This window comes from Pseudomonas sp. KCJK8993 (assembly GCF_046230915.1).
GTDB classification, from domain to species: Bacteria; Pseudomonadota; Gammaproteobacteria; order Pseudomonadales; family Pseudomonadaceae; genus Aquipseudomonas; species Aquipseudomonas piscis.
The window spans coordinates 1-16741 of record NZ_JBJJLO010000133.1 but is presented as its reverse complement, the minus strand read 5'-3'; the positions used below and the strand labels follow the sequence as shown (position 1 = coordinate 16741).

Sequence of the window (16741 nt, the reverse complement as noted above, 5' to 3'; positions counted from 1 at the left end):
TTGCTTTTCAGCAACTCGTTGACCTGTTGCGGGTTGGCCTTGCCCTTGGAGGCCTTCATCGCCTGGCCGACGAAGAAGCCGAACATCTTGCCGCGCTTGGCTTCGTCCGCGGCGCGATATTGTTCGACCTGCTCGGCGTTGGCCGCGAGCATTTCGTCCAGTACCGCCGAGATCGCGCCGGTGTCGGTGACCTGCTTGAGGCCACGCTTGTCGATGATCTCGTCGGCGTTGCCTTCGCCGTTGGCCATGGCTTCGAACACGGTCTTGGCGATCTTGCCGGAGATGGTGTTGTCCTTGATGCGCAGGAGCATGCCGCCCAGTTGCTCGGCCGATACCGGGGCTTGGTCGATCTCCAGGCCCTGCTTGTTCAGCAGGCTGCCCAGCTCGACCATGACCCAGTTGGCCGCCAGCTTGGCGTCGCCGGCGATGTTGGCGACCTTCTCGAAGTAGTCCGCCTGCTCGCGGCTGGAGGCCAGCACGCTGGCATCGTAGACCGACAGGCCGAACTGCTCCTGGAAGCGCTCGCGTTTCTGCGGTGGCAGCTCCGGCAGGGTGGCGCGCACCTGGGCGAGGAAAGCGTCCTCGATGACCACGGGCAGCAGGTCCGGATCGGGGAAGTAACGATAGTCGTTGGCTTCTTCCTTGCTGCGCATCGGACGGGTCTCGTCCTTGTTCGGGTCGTACAGGCGAGTCTGCTGGATCACCTTGCCGCCGTCCTCGATCAGGTCGATCTGGCGCTGGACCTCGGAGTTGATCGCCTTCTCGATGAAGCGGAACGAGTTGACGTTCTTGATCTCGCAGCGGGTGCCGAACTCGGCCTGGCCCTTGGGCCGGATCGAGACGTTGCAGTCGCAGCGCAGGGAGCCTTCGGCCATGTTGCCGTCGCAGATCCCCAGGTAGCGCACCAGGGCATGGATCGACTTGACGTAGGCCACGGCTTCCTTGGCGCTGCGCAGGTCAGGCTCGGAAACGATTTCCAGCAGCGGCGTGCCGGCCCGGTTCAGGTCGATGCCGGAGGCGCCGTTGAACTCTTCGTGCAGGCTCTTGCCGGCATCTTCCTCCAGGTGCGCCCGGGTGATGCCAATGCGCTTGACGGTGCCGTCTTCCAGGGGGATGTCCAGGTGGCCCTTGCCGACGATCGGCAGGTCCATCTGGCTGATCTGGTAGCCCTTGGGCAGGTCCGGGTAGAAGTAGTTCTTGCGGGCGAACACGTTGTGCTGGCCGATCTCGGCGTTCACCGCCAGGCCGAACATCACCGCCATGCGCACCGCTTCCTGGTTCAGCACCGGCAGCACCCCGGGCATGCCCAGGTCCACCAGGCTGGCCTGGGTGTTGGGCTCGGCACCGAAGGCGGTGGAGCTACCGGAGAAAATCTTCGATTGAGTGGTGAGCTGGGTATGGATCTCCAGCCCGATCACGACTTCCCATTGCATGTGTGTCTCCTCAGAAGCCGGTTGGGGTGCGGGTGTGCCAGTCGGTGTTCAACTGGTACTGGTGCGCAACGTTGAGCAAGCGGCCTTCCTGGAAATACGGGGCAAGCAGTTGCACGCCCACCGGCAGGCCATCGACGAAACCTGCCGGCATGGACAGGCCCGGCAGACCGGCGAGGTTGGCGGTGATGGTGTAGACGTCTTCCAGGTACGCAGCGACCGGGTCGCTGTTCTTGGCGCCGAGTTTCCAGGCCGGGTTCGGCGTGGTCGGGCCGAGGATGACGTCGACTTCCTCGAAGGCGTTCATGAAGTCGTTCTTCACCAGGCGCCGGATCTTTTGCGCCTTGAGGTAGTAGGCGTCGTAGTAGCCGGCGGACAGCGCGTAGGCACCGACCATGATCCGGCGCTGCACTTCGCTGCCGAAGCCTTCGCCACGGGAGCGGGTGTACAGGTCTTCCAGGTCCCTGGGGTTCTCGCAGCGGTAGCCGAAGCGCACGCCGTCGAAACGCGACAGGTTGGAGGAGGCTTCCGCCGGGGCGATCACGTAGTACGCCGGGATCGCGTGCTGCATGTTCGGCAGGCTGATTTGCTTGATCACCGCGCCGAGCTTTTCCAGCTCCTTGATGCTGGCGTGGATCAGGTCGGCGATGCGCGGGTCGAGGCCGGCGCTGAAGTATTCCTTCGGCACGCCGATGCGCAGGCCCTGCAGCGAGCTGTTTAGGCTGGCGCTGTAGTCGGGCACGGGTTCATCGATGCTGGTGGAGTCGTTCGGGTCGAAGCCGGCCATGCCTTGCAGCAGGAGCGCGCAGTCTTCGGCGGTGCGTGCCAGCGGGCCGCCCTGGTCGAGGCTGGACGCGTAGGCGATCATGCCCCAGCGGGACACGCGGCCATAGGTCGGCTTCAGGCCGGTGAGGTTGGTGAACGCAGCCGGCTGGCGGATCGAGCCGCCGGTGTCGGTGGCGGTGGCGGCCGGCAGCAGGCGCGCGGCCACGGCGGCGGCGGAACCACCGGACGAGCCGCCCGGTACGTGTTCCAGGTTCCACGGGTTCTTCACCGCGCCATACCAGCTCGACTCGTTGGCCGAACCCATGGCGAATTCGTCCATGTTGGTCTTGCCCAGGGTCACGGTGCCGGCGGCGGCCAGCTTGGAGACCACGGTAGCGTCGTAGGGTGCCTTGAAATTGTCGAGCATCTTCGAGCCACAGCTGGTGCGGATGCCCTGGGTGCAGAACAGGTCCTTGTGGGCGATCGGCGCGCCCAGCAGGGCGCCGCTCTCGCCGCTTGCGCGACGGGCATCGGCGGCCTTGGCCTGGGCCAGCGCGAGGTCTTCGGTGAGGCTGATGAAGCTGTTGATCTGCGGGTCGAGCTGGGCGATGCGCGCCAGCAGGGTGCGGGTCAGTTCTTCGGAGGAGAATTTCTTGTCGGCGAGTCCGCGGGCGATCTCGGCCAGGGTCATGTGGTGCATTGCAGGCTCTTTCCCTTTAGTCGATGACTTTCGGAACCAGGTACAGGCCGTTTTCGACCGCTGGCGCGATGGACTGGTAGGCCTCGCGATGGTTGGACTCGGTCACAACGTCTGCGCGCAGGCGCTGGCTGGCTTCCAGGGGGTGGGCCAGCGGCTCGATACCGTCGGTATCGACTGCCTGCATTTCATCCACCAGCCCCAGAATGCTGTTCAGGGCGGAGGTGATGTGTGGAAGATCGCCTTCATTGAGCTTGATGCTGGCCAAATGAGCGATTTTTTCCACATCGGAGCGTTCAAGCGCCATGGGATTCTCCAGTGGAAAACAAAAGCGGAAATCGTCCGCGTGTCAGATTGTCGGAACACTACCGTATTTCTACGGTCTTACGGCCGCGATTGTGGGGGTTGGTGCACAGAAAAGCCGCCAATTTAACATATTGGCGCCTTGCCCAAAATCCCTGTCGTTGTTAGAGTTTGCCGCACTTTTTTACCCACGCGTTGCCTAGGGTCCCTTTCCCATGTTCAAGAAACTGCGTGGCATGTTTTCCAGCGATCTTTCCATTGACCTGGGCACTGCCAACACCCTTATTTACGTGCGCGAGCGCGGTATTGTCCTGAATGAACCCTCTGTCGTAGCCATCCGGACCCACGGTAATCAGAAAAGTGTTGTGGCGGTTGGTACCGAAGCCAAACGCATGCTCGGTCGTACTCCGGGCAACATTGCTGCCATTCGTCCGATGAAGGACGGCGTGATCGCCGATTTCAGCGTCTGCGAAAAGATGCTGCAGTACTTCATCAACAAGGTTCATGAAAACAGCTTCCTGCAGCCCAGCCCTCGGGTGCTGATCTGCGTTCCATGCAAGTCCACCCAGGTTGAGCGTCGCGCCATCCGTGAGTCGGCCCTTGGCGCCGGCGCCCGTGAAGTGTTCCTGATCGAAGAGCCGATGTCCGCCGCCATCGGTGCCGGCCTGCCGGTCGAGGAAGCCCGTGGCTCGATGGTCGTGGATATCGGTGGCGGTACCACCGAGATCGCCCTGATCTCCCTCAACGGCGTGGTGTATGCCGAGTCCGTCCGTGTCGGTGGCGACCGCTTCGACGAAGCCATCGTCACCTACGTGCGTCGCAACTACGGCAGCCTGATCGGCGAGTCCACCGCCGAGCGCATCAAGCAGGAAATCGGCACCGCCTACCCGGGCGGCGAAGTGCGCGAAGTCGACGTGCGCGGCCGTAACCTGGCCGAAGGCGTGCCGCGTGCCTTCACCTTGAACTCCAATGAAGTGCTGGAGGCTCTGCAAGAGTCCCTGGCCGCCATCGTTCAGGCAGTGAAGAGCGCCCTGGAGCAGTCGCCTCCGGAACTGGCTTCGGATATCGCCGAGCGCGGCCTGGTGCTGACCGGTGGTGGCGCGCTGCTGCGTGACCTGGACAAGCTGCTGGCCCAGGAAACCGGCCTGCCGGTGATCGTCGCCGAAGACCCGCTGACCTGTGTCGCTCGCGGCGGTGGCCGTGCATTGGAAATGATGGACAAACACACCATGGACCTGCTTTCCAGCGAATAACTTCGCTGCTGGCATCTATGCTGTTGCGCTCACAGGCAGCACTTTGCAGTGCTGCCTGTCGCGTTTATCTTCTGTCAATCTGCATCCAGGCCGGTTCGACGCCTTATGAATAGACACAACATTTGCCTGGGAGGAGCGGCTTATTAAACCGCTTTTCGCCAAAGGCCCCTCACTGGGCGTGCGCCTCCTCGTGCTGGTCGTGCTGTCGATCGCGCTGATGGTGGTCGACGCGCGCTTCACACTGCTCAAGCCGGTGCGTAGCCAGATGTCGCTGGTGCTGATGCAGTCCTACTGGATCACCGATCTACCGCAACGGCTATGGCAAGGCGTGGCCAGCCAATTCGGCAGCCGCACCGAACTGGTCGCCGAAAACGAAAAACTCAAGACCGAGAACCTGTTGCTGCAGGGGCGCCTGCAGAAGCTTGCGGCCCTGACCGAGCAGAACGTACGCCTGCGCGAGCTGCTCAACTCCTCGGCACTGGTCAACGAAAAGGTCGAAGTGGCCGAACTGATCGGCATGGACCCCAATCCCTTCACTCATCGCATCCTGATCAACAAGGGTGAGCGCGATGGCGTGTTCCTTGGCCAGCCGGTGCTCGATGCCCGTGGCCTGATGGGCCAGGTGGTGGAGTTGATGCCCTATACCTCGCGCGTCCTGCTGCTCACCGATACCACTCATAGCATTCCCGTACAGGTCAATCGCAATGGCCTGCGCGCCATCGCCAGTGGTACCGGCAACCCGGAGCGCCTGGAACTGCGCCATGTGGCCGATACCGCGGACATCAAGGAAGGCGACCTGCTGGTCAGTTCCGGCCTGGGTCAGCGGTTCCCCGCCGGCTACCCGGTGGCTACCGTCAAGGAAGTGATCCACGACTCCGGCCAACCGTTCGCCATCGTCCGCGCGGTGCCCACGGCGGCGCTGAACCGCAGTCGCTACCTGCTGTTGGTATTCAGTGACTCGCGTACCGCCGAAGAGCGCGCCAATGACGCGGTCCAGGCCCAGGAGGCCCAGGACCAGCAAGGTGGCGCCGCTGTACCGGCCACGGTCGCCAAGCCCGCACCAGCGACGACGGCACCGGCCAGCGCTCCAGCGCCCACGCCGGCGACCCCGGCGACCCCGGCCAAGCCCGCGGCCCATGCTCCGGCCAGGCCGGTCCATAAACCCGTGGTGAAGCCGGCGGCCGCCAAGCCGCCAGCCGCAGCACCGGCCACCACCGGAGGAAGAGAATAATGGCGGGCACTACCTATTCGAATAACGGCTGGATCGTCTGGCTGACATTCCTGGTGGGCATGTTGCTCAGCGTGTCGCCGATGCCGCAGTTCATGGAGATCCTGCGGCCCCTGTGGCTGGCCTTGCTGCTGGCATTCTGGAGCCTGGCCCTGCCGCACAAGGTGGGCATGGTCACTGCCTGGTGCCTGGGGCTGGCCATGGATGTGCTGTATGGCACGTTGCTGGGGCAGAACGCGTTGATCCTGACCCTGATCACCTTCCTGGTGCTGTCCTTGCAGCAGCGCCTGCGGATTTTCCCGATGTGGCAGCAGAGCCTGGTGATCCTGGTGATCTTCGGCCTGGCGCAGCTGGTGCAACTCTGGCTCAGTGCCCTGACCGGCAACCGCCAGCCGACCCTGGCGGTGGTCCTGCCGGCCTTGGTCAGCGCCCTGTTGTGGCCTTGGGTCAGCTTCGGCCTGCGCGGTTTGCGCCGGCGTTTCAAGATCAACTGAGCCGGTCAGGCATTGGCCCGCACCTCGACAGGGAGATGTCTTGATGAATCCGCTCTACCTCGCGTCCGGCTCACCGCGCCGGCGTGAACTGCTCACCCAGATCGGCGTACCGTTCACCGTCATCAGCGCGGACATCGACGAAACCCCACTGGCCGCCGAATCCCCCGCCGCCTATGTCGAGCGCCTGGCCCGTGGCAAGGCGGCGGCCGGTCGCGCGGCACTGGCCCGCGACTCCACGGCCTGTGTCCTGGGCGCCGATACCGCTGTGGTGCTCGATGGCCGCATCCTCGGCAAGCCGCGGGACCAGGCCGACGCCCTGGGGATGCTCATGGCGCTTTCCGGGCGCGAGCACGAGGTACTGACGGCGGTCGCCCTGCTCGATGGCCAGCGCAGCCAGGCGCGGGTGGTCCGCAGCCTGGTACGGTTCCGCTCGATCAGCGAACAGGAAGCGACGCGCTACTGGGCCAGCGGCGAACCCCGGGACAAAGCCGGCGGTTATGCGATCCAGGGGCTTGCAGCGGTGTTTGTGGCAGGGCTCAATGGCAGCTATTCCGCCGTGGTCGGCTTGCCGGTGTGCGAAACCGCGGAACTGCTCGGTGATTTCGGCATTTCCTGCTGGCAAGACGTTCCAGTGCACTAAGGCATTCCATCCGACCCATGCGGCCCTCCATGAACACGTCCGAACGAGACCTTGCCATGAGTGAAGAGATTCTGATCAACATCACACCGATGGAATCGCGGGTGGCGGTGGTCGAAAACGGCGTGCTGCAGGAGGTCCACGTCGAACGTACCCAGCGTCGCGGTATCGTCGGCAATATCTACAAGGGCAAGGTGGTGCGGGTTCTGCCCGGCATGCAGGCGGCTTTCGTCGACATCGGCCTGGACCGCGCGGCCTTCATCCATGCTTCGGAAATCTCCACCCGCGAGGGCACGGCGGTGGAGAGCATCAGTGCCCTGGTCCATGAAGGGCAGAGCCTGGTGGTACAGGTCACCAAGGACCCCATCGGCACCAAGGGCGCGCGCCTGACCACCCAGTTGTCGATCCCTTCGCGCTACCTGGTGTACATGCCGCGCACCGCCCACGTCGGCATTTCGCTGAAGATCGAGGACGAGGCCGAGCGCGAGCGCCTCAAGCAGGTGGTCAGCGACTGCGTGGCCCAGGAAGGCATCCAGGAGGCCGGCGGCTTCATCCTGCGCACCGCCGCCGAAGGGGCCGGCGCCGACGAGATCATGATGGACATCCGCTACCTGCGCAGGCTCTGGGACCAGATCGGCGCGCAGATCAAGACCATCGGCGCGCCCAACGTGATCTACGAGGACCTGGGCCTGGCCTTGCGTACCTTGCGTGACCTGGTGAGCCCGAAAATCGAGAAGATCCGCATCGACTCCCGGGAAACCTTCCAGAAGACCACGCAGTTCGTTGCCGAGCTGATGCCGGAAATCGCCGACCGCCTGGAGCACTACCCGGGCGAGCGGCCGATCTTCGACCTGTACGGGGTCGAGGACGAAATCCAGAAAGCCCTGGAGCGCAAGGTGCCGCTCAAGTCCGGCGGCTACCTGGTGGTGGACCCGGCCGAGGCCATGACCACCATCGACGTCAACACCGGCGCCTTCGTCGGCCATCGCAATCTGGAAGAAACCATCTTCAAGACCAACCTGGAGGCGGCGACGGCCATCGCCCGCCAGCTGCGCCTGCGCAACCTGGGCGGGATCATCATCATCGACTTCATCGACATGGAAGACGAAGAGCACCAGCGCCAGGTGCTGCGCACCCTGGAAAAACAGCTGGAGCGCGATCACGCCAAGACCAACATCATCGGCATCACCGAACTGGGCCTGGTGCAGATGACCCGCAAGCGTACCCGGGAAAGCCTCGAGCAGGTGCTCTGCGAGCCCTGCAACAGCTGCCAGGGACGGGGTAAGTTGAAAACCCCGGAAACCGTCTGTTACGAGATATTCCGCGAAATCCTCCGCGAGGCCCGGGCCTACCAGGCCGAAGGTTATCGGGTACTGGCCAACCAGAAGGTGGTCGACCGCCTGCTCGATGAAGAGTCGGGCAATGTCGCGGAGCTGGAAGGTTTCATTGGCCGCACCATCCGGTTCCAGGTCGAAACCATGTATTCCCAGGAACAATACGACGTGGTGCTGCTCTGATTCCGCGTGTTCTACATGATTGGAAACGGCTGGCTTCAGCTTTTTGCATGACATTTGCCATGGGAGCCAACTGACATGGAGCGGCTGATCCGCTTGTTCACCACACTGATCCGCTGGGGGCTGGGCCTCTGTGCGCTGGCGCTGGTGGCGACTGCCCTGTACGTCAGCCTGGGTCGGGAGCTGACGCCGTTGGTAGCCGAATACCAGGCCGAGGTCGAGGCCAAGGTCCAGGACGCCGTCGGCCTGCCCGTGCATATCGGCAGCCTGGAGGGGCGCTGGAGCGGCCTGTCGCCGATCCTTGTGGCCCATGACGTGATGGTGGGCGAGGGTGCCAATGCCCTGCGCCTGGATCGGGTCAGCGTCGCCCCGGACATGCTCGGCAGCCTCTTGGCCCGTGACTTGCGGATCGGCCACCTGGAGCTCAGCGGCCTGAGCCTGAGCTTCAAGGAAGGCGCGGACGGCCAGTGGCAGCTCGAAGGCCTGCCGGTGCAGCAAGACCAGCCCATGGAGCCGGCACAACTGTTGTCGCGCTTGCAGCAACTGGCGGAACTCTCGGTGCTGGACAGCCAGGTCACCTTGCTGCCCCGCGATCACCAGCCGCTCGCCCTGTCGTATGTCGGCCTCAACTTGCGCACCGGACCCAGCCGGCAACGCCTGGACTTGCGTCTGAACCTGCCGGACGGCCAGCCCCTGGCCTTGAGCCTGCGCACGCGGATCCGCGCCGAGGCCTGGCGCGATGCCCAGGCCGAGCTGTACCTGAGCCTGCCGCAAAGCGACTGGGCCCGCTGGCTGCCACCGCGCCTGACCCAGCAATGGAAGTTCTCGCAGCTCAAGGCCGGTGGCGAACTGTGGCTCAGCTGGGGCCAGGGCACCGTGCAAAGCGCGGCGCTGCGCCTCAATGCACCGCAACTGACCGGAGCCTACGCCGCGCGCACCCCGGTGACCCTGAAGAACCTGGCGCTCAACGCCAACCTGCAGCGCAACGCCCAGGGCCTGCAAGTGCAACTGGACTCCCTGGCCTTGAACCTGGGGCAGACCCGTTGGGAATCGCGCCTGCAATTGCAGCAGCGCAACGCCAGCGGGCAGAACGAAGAACTCTGGCACCTGCAAGCCGACCGCCTGGACCTGGCGCCCATCACCCCGATCCTCGATGCGCTGGCCCCCTTGCCCGAGGGCGTGGCCACGGCTGTCGACCACCTCAAGGTCACTGGCGGGCTGCGCAATGTGTTGCTGGACTACCGACCCCAGGCCACCGGCGACGAGCGCCTGAGTTTCGCCGCCAACCTCGATCGTGTCGGTTTCGATGCCTACCACGGCGCTCCCGCGGCACGTAACGTCAGTGGCAGCATCAGCGGCAACCTGGGCAAGGGCGAGCTGCGCATGGACAGCAAGGACTTCTCCTTGCACCTGTACCCGATCTTCGCCAAGCCCTGGCAGTACATCCAAGCCAACGCGACGTTGACCTGGAAGCTCGACCAGGAAGGTTTCACCCTGATCGCCCCCTATCTGAAGGTGCTGGGCGAGGAAGGCAAGATCGCCGGCGACTTCCTGATCCGCCTGCACTTCGATCATGCCCAGGAAGACTACATGGACCTGCGGGTCGGCCTGGTGGACGGCGATGGGCGCTATACCGCCAAGTACCTGCCCCAGGTGCTCAACCCGGCGGTGGATGAATGGCTGCGCACGGCGATCCTCAAGGGCGCGGTGGACCAGGGGTTCTTCCAGTACCAGGGCTCGCTGAACCACGACGCCATCGAGGCCGCGCGCAGCATCAGCCTGTTCTTCAAGGTGCATGATGCCGAACTGGCCTTCCAGCCGGGCTGGCCGCACCTGACCAAGGTCAACGGCGATGTGTTCATCGAAGGCAGCCGGGTGCGTATCGTCGCCAGCAAGGGCCAGTTGCTCGATACCAAGGTGCGCGATGTGTTCGTCAACATCCCCCATGCGCCGGACGGGCAAAGCTCGCACATGTACATCGACGGCGACTTTGCCGGTGGCCTGGGCGATGGCCTGAAGATCCTCCAGGAGGCGCCGATCGGCACCGCCTCGACCTTCGCGGGTTGGCAAGGCGAGGGCGACCTGCAAGGCAAGGTGGACCTGGATATCCCCCTGGCCAAGGGCGAAGAGCCGAAGATCGTGGTGGACTTCAAGACCGACAAGGCCCGTCTCAAGCTCAGCGAGCCACCGCTGGAGCTGACTCAGCTCAAGGGCGACTTCCGCTTCGACAGCGCCAAGGGCTTGAGTGGCGATGGGATCAGTGCCCAGGCTTTCGAGCGGCCGCTGACGGCGCAGATCTTCGCCGATGGCCGCGCCGGCAAGCTCACTACCCGGGTGGTGGCCAAGGGACAGGTGGCGGTCAAGAAGCTTACCGACTGGTTGCAGGTCAGCCAGCCATTGCCGGTGTCTGGCGAATTGCCGTTCCAGTTGCAGTTGAACCTCGATGGCGCCGACAGCCAGCTGATGGTCAGCTCCAGCCTCAAGGGCGCCGTGGTGGACCTGCCGGCGCCATTCGGCATGTCCGCCAATACCGGGCGCAACAGCGTGTTTCGCATGACCTTGCAAGGGGCCGAGCGTCGCTACTGGTTCAGTTACGGCGACCTGGCGGGTTTCACCTTCGCCGCGCCCACTGGCAAGTTCGCCGAAGGCCGGGGGGAGTTGTTCCTCGGTGGCAGCGATGCCCAGTTGCCGACGGTCAAGGGCCTGCGGGTGCGAGGCGTGTTGTCGGAGCTGGATGTCGAACCCTGGAAGGCCCTGGCCGACCGCTATGCCGGGCAAGATCCTGGAGGCAGTGCCAAGCAATTGCTCAGCAGTGCGGACTTCAAGGTCGGCAAGCTCACGGCCTTCGGCAGCACCCTGGACCAGGTCAACTTGTTACTGACTCGCAAGCCCGGCGCCTGGGAGCTGCAGATCGATAGCCAGCAGGCCAAGGGCAATGTCGGTATTCCCGACGCCAAGGCGGCGCCCATGGCCATCGACATGCAGTACATCCGCCTGCCGGCTGTCGACCCGACGGTCCAGGCCGATGAAAACGCTCCTGATCCCCTGGCTTCGGTGGACCCCAAGAACGTGCCGCCGCTGGACATCTCCATTGCCCAGCTGTTCCAGGGCCCGGACCTGATTGGCCGCTGGGCGCTCAAGGTCCGGCCCACGCCCACGGGCATGTCGTTCAATAGCTTGAACCTCGGGCTCAAGGGCATGTTGCTCGAAGGCGAGGGCGGCTGGGAGGGGCAGGCCGGTGCCAGCAGCAGTTGGTACCGGGGGCGCATCGGCGGCAGGAACCTGGCTGATGTGCTCAAGGGCTGGGGCTTTGCCCCTACGGTCACCAGCGAGGACTTTCACCTGGACGTCGATGGCCGTTGGCCTGGCTCGCCGGCCTGGGTTGGCTTGAAGCGCTTTTCCGGCAGCCTCGATGCGACCCTGAGCAAGGGGCAGTTCGTCGAGGTCGAAGGCGGTGCCCAGGCCCTGCGGGTGTTCGGCCTGCTGAATTTCAACTCCATTGGCCGGCGCCTGCGCCTGGACTTCTCCGACCTGTTCGGCAAGGGCCTGAGCTACGACCGGGTGCGGGGCGTGCTGGCGGCCAGCAATGGGGTGTACGTCACCCGGGAACCCATCGCGCTCACCGGCCCATCGAGCAACCTGGAGCTCAACGGTACTCTGGACATGGTGGCCGACCGGGTGGACGCCAAGCTGCTGGTGACCCTGCCGGTGACCAACAACCTGCCGATCGCTGCCCTGATCGTCGGGGCCCCGGCGGTGGGCGGGGCGTTGTTCCTGATCGACAAGCTGATCGGCGACCGCGTAGCGCGCTTCGCCAGCGTCAAGTACAACGTCAAGGGGCCGTGGAAAGAGCCGAAGATCACCTTCGACAAGCCGTTTTGAGCATTCCCGGCTGGCGTCCATGGAGTAGCATGGCGCTCTACCCAATATGGAGTTCGCCATGTCTCTTGCGGTGATTCAAATGGTCAGCCAGAGCGCTGTGCTGGCCAACCTGGCACAGGCCCGCGGCCTGTTGGAGCGAGCCGCTGCCGGTGGGGCGAAGCTGGCGGTGCTGCCGGAAAACTTCGCCGCCATGGGCCGCCGGGACATGGCCGCCATCGGGCGCGCCGAAGCCCTGGGCGAAGGTCCGATCCTGCCCTGGTTGAAACAGGCCGCCCGCGACCTCAGGTTATGGATAGTCGCCGGCACCTTGCCGTTGCCACCCCAGGATCAGCCCGAGGCCAAGTCCAATGCCTGCTCGCTACTGGTGGATGACCAGGGGCAAGTGGTGGCGCGCTACGACAAGCTGCACCTGTTCGATGTCGACGTGGCGGACAATCGCGGGCGCTATCGCGAATCCGATGACTATGCTCATGGGAACCGGGTGGTGGTGGCGGATACGCCGGTAGGGCGCCTGGGGTTGACGGTCTGCTACGACCTGCGTTTTCCCGAGCTCTACAGCGAATTGCGCGCTGCCGGGGCAGAACTGATCACCGCGCCCTCGGCCTTTACCGCCGTGACCGGGGCCGCCCACTGGGAAGTATTGATTCGTGCCCGGGCCATCGAGACCCAGTGCTACCTGCTGGCGGCGGCCCAGGGCGGAGTGCACCCCGGTCCCCGCGAGACCTACGGGCATGCGGCGATCGTCGACCCCTGGGGGCGGGTGCTGGCCGAGCAGGACCAGGGCGAAGGCGTGCTGCTGGCCGAGCGTGACAGCAGCGAACAGGCGTCCATCCGGGCGCGGATGCCGGTGTTCAGCCACCGGCGCATTTTCTCGCAAGGCGTTCAACGGCTTGCATAAGTACGACGAATTTAAGGCCAAAGCATATGAGCGGGTTGTTGTCCTCAGTCAGTGAACATCTCCTAGCCCCTGGTGGCGTGACCATCGAAAGCCTGCAAGGCGTGCTGGGCGACCTGGCAGGTCCGGGCATCGATGCTGCCGACCTGTACTTCCAGGGGCAGATTTCCGAGTCCTGGTCGCTGGAGGACGGGATCGTCAAGGAAGGCAGCTTCAACCTCGACCAGGGCGTCGGGGTGCGCGCGCAGTCCGGCGAGAAGACCGGTTTCGCCTATAGCAATGCGATCACCCTGGAGGCCCTCGGCCAGGCCGCTCGCGCGGCGCGTTCGATTTCCCGGGCCGGACAGAACGGCAAGGTACAGGCGTTCTCTACCCAGGACGTGGCGCAGTTGTATGCCCCGGACAATCCGCTGGAGGTCATCAGCCGTGCCGAGAAGGTCGAGCTGCTCAAGCGCGTGGACGCCGCGACCCGGGCCCTGGACCCACGTATCCAGCAGGTCAGCGTGAGCATGGCCGGGGTCTGGGAACGGATCCTGGTGGCCTCCACCGATGGCGGCCTGGCGGCGGACGTACGGCCGCTGGTGCGCTTCAACGTCAGCGTCATCGTCGAGCAGAACGGCCGGCGCGAGCGTGGTGGCCATGGTGGTGGCGGGCGTACCGACTACCGTTATTTCCTCAGCGAGGACCGGGCCATGGGTTACGCCCGCGAGGCGCTGCGCCAGGCGCTGGTCAACCTGGAAGCGATTCCGGCTCCAGCCGGCACCTTGCCCGTGGTACTGGGCTCCGGTTGGTCCGGGGTGCTGTTGCACGAAGCCGTGGGCCACGGCCTGGAAGGCGACTTCAACCGCAAGGGCAGTTCGGCCTACAGTGGCCGCATCGGCGAGATGGTCGCCTCCAAGCTCTGCACCATCGTTGACGACGGCACCCTGGCCGGGCGTCGTGGTTCGCTGAGCGTGGACGATGAGGGCACTCCCACCCAGTGCACCACGTTGATCGAGAACGGCGTGCTCAAGGGTTATATGCAGGACAAGCTCAATGCGCGCCTGATGGGCGTGGCCCGCACCGGCAACGGTCGTCGAGAGTCTTATGCCCATTTGCCCATGCCGCGCATGACCAACACCTACATGCTGGGCGGCGAAAGCGACCCGGCGGACATCATCGCCTCGGTGAAGAAGGGCATCTACTGCGCCAACCTCGGCGGCGGCCAGGTGGATATCACCAGCGGCAAGTTCGTGTTCTCCACCAGCGAGGCGTACCTGATCGAGGACGGCAAGATCACCGCGCCGGTCAAGGGCGCGACCCTGATCGGCAACGGCCCGGAGGCCATGAGCCGGGTATCGATGGTGGGCAACGACCTGTCCCTGGACAGTGGCGTCGGTACCTGCGGCAAGGACGGGCAGTCCGTACCGGTAGGCGTCGGCCAGCCGACCCTGAAGATCGATGCGATCACGGTGGGCGGCACAGGGGCGTGATTGGGCAAGGGACGGCTGGGCTGCCTGGGCGGCCCAGCCGGAACAAGGCTCAGCGCAGGCCGCGCTGGGTCTCGTCGACGTCGCGGATGTACTTGAAGATCTTGCGGCTGGTGGCAGGGGGCTTGTTATGGGCCACCTCGTGCTGGGCCTGGCGGATCAGCGAGCGTAGTTGCTGGCGATCGGCTTCGGGGTATTCGCTGACGAACTTGTCCAGCACGTCGTCGCCGCCGGCGATCAAGCGGTCGCGCCAACGTTCCAGGTTATGGAAGCGTTCGTTGTATTGCCGGGTGGAGGCATCGAGTTGATCGAGCAACTGCAAGATGGCGTCGATGTCCTGGTCCCGCATCAGCTTGCCGATGAATTGCAGGTGGCGTTTACGGGCGATATGGGCGACATGCTTGGGGGCTTCCGCCAGGGCCCGACGCAGGGCGTCGGTCAATGGCAGTTTGGCCTGCAGATCGGGCTTGAGAGTGGTAAGGCGCTCGCCGAGATCAACCAGAGCATGCAGCTCGCGTTTGACCTGGGATTTGCTTTTCTCCCCATCGAGGGAGTCGTCGTAAGAATCAACCATGGTGGCAGTCCGCAAAGAAACGCCGCCATGATAACCAGTCGAGGGCCGCTTGTCCGGCCCGGTCGCTCGCCGGCCTTAATCGAAAGCAGAATTTGAGTGGAGAACACCATGAGTGCAGCACAAAGCGTCGGCCCGCAGGCTTTGCCGGCATTGCAGGAGCAGGTCGAGCAGATCATCGCCGAAGCGCGACGCCAGGGAGCTAGCGCCTGTGAAGTGGCGGTCTCCCTGGAACAGGGCCTGTCGACTTCGGTGCGCCAGCGGGAAGTGGAGACCGTGGAGTTCAACCGCGACCAGGGCTTTGGCATCACCCTCTATGTGGGCCAGCGCAAGGGCTCGGCCAGCACCTCCGCCAGTGGCCCGGACGCCATCCGTGAAACCGTGGCCGCGGCCCTGGCGATTGCCAGGCATACTTCCGAGGACGAAGCCTCGGGCCTGGCCGATGCGTCCCTGATGGCTCGCGAGGTGCGGGATTTCGATCTGTTCCATGCCTGGGACATCACTCCCGAGCAGGCCATCGAGCAAGCCCTGGCCTGTGAGGCGGCGGCCTTTGCCGCGGATGCGCGAATCAAGAATGCCGACGGCACCACGCTGAACACTCACCAGGGCTGCCGGGTATATGGCAACAGCCACGGCTTTATCGGTGGCTACGCATCCACCCGCCACAGCCTGAGTTGCGTGATGATCGCCGAGGCCGATGGCCAGATGCAGCGCGACTACTGGTATGACGTCAATCGCCAGGGCCAGTTGCTGGCAGACCCGGTGAGCATCGGCCAGCGTGCGGCCCAACGTGCTGCCAGCCGCCTGGGCGCTCGCCCGGTACCTACCTGCGAAGTCCCTGTGCTGTTTTCCGCCGAGCTGGCTGGCGGCTTGTTCGGCAGCTTCCTGGGGGCGATTTCCGGCGGCAACCTGTATCGCAAGTCGTCGTTCCTGGAAGGCGCCCTGGGCCAGCAGTTGTTCCCGCAATGGCTGACCATCGATGAGCGTCCGCACCTGCTGCGCGCCATGGGCAGCTCGGCCTTCGATGGCGATGGCCTGGCCACCTACGCCAAGCCCTTCGTCAAGGATGGCGAGTTGGTGTCCTACGTATTGGGCACTTATTCGGGACGCAAGCTGGGCATGCCAAGCACCGCCAACGCCGGGGGCGTGCATAACCTGTTCGTCACCCATGGCGATGAAGACCAGGCCGCCCTGCTGCGGCGCATGGGGCGCGGGCTGTTGGTTACTGAGTTGATGGGGCAGGGCTTGAACATGGTCACTGGGGATTACTCCCGGGGCGCCGCCGGGTTCTGGGTAGAGAACGGTGAGATTCAGTTCCCGGTGCAGGAAGTGACCATTGCCGGCAACCTGCGGGATATGTTCAAGCAGATCGTGGCCGTGGGTAATGACCTGGAGCTGCGCAGCAACATCCGCACCGGCTCGGTACTGATCGAACGCATGACCGTTGCCGGTAGTTGATTGCGGCAAGCTTCGATAAACAAACGCCACCTTTGCAGGTGGCGTTTTTTATTGCATGACCTTCGTTCGCACATTTTCAGGGCTACTCCAAGTTCGCCTTGGCATGGGTGAGGCTGCTCATTGTTGTTGGCGAGCGGCCCTTACA

General features: G+C 64.4%; 13 protein-coding genes. 9 read left to right on the top strand and 4 right to left on the bottom strand.

Translation table 11 applies throughout. The features are described from left to right. From gatB to gatC, 3 genes are all read right to left on the bottom strand, one after another. The coding region (gene gatB, locus ACK6AU_RS28020) for an Asp-tRNA(Asn)/Glu-tRNA(Gln) amidotransferase subunit GatB (protein WP_409302765.1) at positions 1–1433 on the bottom strand (1433 nt) is incomplete at its 3' end. Positions 1434–1443: 10 nt separating this feature from the next. Next, a complete protein-coding gene (gene gatA / locus ACK6AU_RS28015) occupies positions 1444–2895 on the bottom strand; it encodes an Asp-tRNA(Asn)/Glu-tRNA(Gln) amidotransferase subunit GatA (RefSeq protein ID WP_409302763.1) in 1452 nt (483 codons plus the stop codon). Between the two features lie 16 nt (positions 2896–2911). Beyond that, entirely contained in the window at positions 2912–3199 is a 288-nt protein-coding gene (gene gatC, locus ACK6AU_RS28010; RefSeq protein WP_022642307.1) for an Asp-tRNA(Asn)/Glu-tRNA(Gln) amidotransferase subunit GatC, read from the bottom strand. Positions 3200–3410: 211 nt separating this feature from the next. Here gatC and mreB point away from each other — a divergent pair, with 211 nt between their 5' ends. The 8 genes from mreB to tldD all read left to right on the top strand — a co-directional run bounded on the left by mreB (position 3411) and on the right by tldD (position 14570). Continuing rightward, a complete protein-coding gene (mreB, locus tag ACK6AU_RS28005) occupies positions 3411–4448 on the top strand; it encodes a rod shape-determining protein MreB (protein WP_022642308.1) in 1038 nt (345 codons plus the stop codon). 142 nt (positions 4449–4590) lie between these two features. Further along, entirely contained in the window at positions 4591–5679 is a 1089-nt protein-coding gene (mreC, locus tag ACK6AU_RS28000; RefSeq protein ID WP_185699242.1) for a rod shape-determining protein MreC, read from the top strand. Beyond that, positions 5679–6170 carry a rod shape-determining protein MreD gene (gene mreD, locus ACK6AU_RS27995; protein WP_022642310.1) on the top strand — a complete coding sequence of 164 codons (492 nt, stop codon included), beginning with the start codon at positions 5679–5681 and terminating at the stop codon, positions 6168–6170. The genes mreC and mreD overlap by 1 nt, the downstream gene beginning before the upstream one ends. Positions 6171–6213: 43 nt before the next feature. Beyond that, positions 6214–6810, top strand: coding sequence for a Maf family protein (locus ACK6AU_RS27990; protein WP_409302760.1), 597 nt, complete (start codon positions 6214–6216; stop codon positions 6808–6810). A gap of 56 nt (positions 6811–6866) precedes the next feature. Beyond that, the gene (rng, locus tag ACK6AU_RS27985; RefSeq protein WP_185699117.1) at positions 6867–8324 is read left to right on the top strand and encodes a ribonuclease G; all 1458 of its coding nucleotides are present in this window, start codon (positions 6867–6869) and stop codon (positions 8322–8324) included. Between the two features lie 75 nt (positions 8325–8399). Further along, on the top strand, positions 8400–12203 hold the full coding sequence (locus tag ACK6AU_RS27980; protein WP_185699118.1) for a YhdP family protein: 3804 nt from the start codon (positions 8400–8402) through the stop codon (positions 12201–12203). A 58-nt stretch (positions 12204–12261) separates the two neighbouring features. After that, a complete protein-coding gene (locus tag ACK6AU_RS27975; RefSeq protein ID WP_185699119.1) occupies positions 12262–13101 on the top strand; it encodes a carbon-nitrogen hydrolase family protein in 840 nt (279 codons plus the stop codon). Between the two features lie 26 nt (positions 13102–13127). Continuing rightward, the gene (gene tldD, locus ACK6AU_RS27970) at positions 13128–14570 is read left to right on the top strand and encodes a metalloprotease TldD (RefSeq protein WP_185699120.1); all 1443 of its coding nucleotides are present in this window, start codon (positions 13128–13130) and stop codon (positions 14568–14570) included. Positions 14571–14619: 49 nt separating this feature from the next. Here the strand turns inward: tldD and yjgA are convergent, their stop codons facing one another. Next, positions 14620–15141, bottom strand: coding sequence for a ribosome biogenesis factor YjgA (gene yjgA, locus ACK6AU_RS27965; RefSeq protein ID WP_185699121.1), 522 nt, complete (start codon positions 15139–15141; stop codon positions 14620–14622). A gap of 108 nt (positions 15142–15249) precedes the next feature. On the opposite strand from yjgA, the gene pmbA reads away from it, so the two are divergent. Then, positions 15250–16596, top strand: coding sequence for a metalloprotease PmbA (pmbA, locus tag ACK6AU_RS27960; RefSeq protein WP_185699122.1), 1347 nt, complete (start codon positions 15250–15252; stop codon positions 16594–16596). The last annotated feature ends 145 nt before the right edge of the window (positions 16597–16741 follow it).